This is a genomic window from Hydrogenophaga sp. OTU3427, from assembly GCF_038440225.1.
GTDB lineage: Bacteria > Pseudomonadota > Gammaproteobacteria > Burkholderiales > Burkholderiaceae_C > Hydrogenophaga.
In genome coordinates, this window is the sequence record NZ_JASATI010000136.1 from 1 (window position 1) to 362 (window position 362).

Sequence of the window (362 nt, forward strand, 5' to 3'; positions counted from 1 at the left end):
TGGGGCAGCAGCGAGGGCGCGCCGCAGGTGAGGAAACGGCCGCGGCCCGGGCGGGCGTGGAAGGCACCGTCCCACACCACCTCGCCGCCGATCAGCGTCATGGCGGGCCAGGCGCGCAGGGTCTGGCCCGCGTAGGGCGTGTGGTCCACCGCATGGTGCAGGTGGCTGTTGTTGAGCACGAATTCGCGTTCGTCCCAGATCACCAGGTCGGCGTCGCTGCCGATGGCGATCGTCCCCTTGCGCGGGTGCAGGCCGTAGGCCTTGGCCGGGTTGGTGGATGTCAGTTCGACGAAGCGTTCCAGCGTCAGGCGCCCGCCCAGCACGCCGGCGCTGTAGAGCAGGGGCAAGCGGGTTTCGATGCC

General features: G+C 70.7%; 1 protein-coding gene. It reads right to left on the minus strand.

The window, feature by feature from the left end; genetic code table 11:
• Positions 1–362, minus strand: a 362-nt coding sequence (locus tag AAHB17_RS24625) for an amidohydrolase family protein (RefSeq protein WP_342133695.1), incomplete at both ends; no start/stop codon positions are given.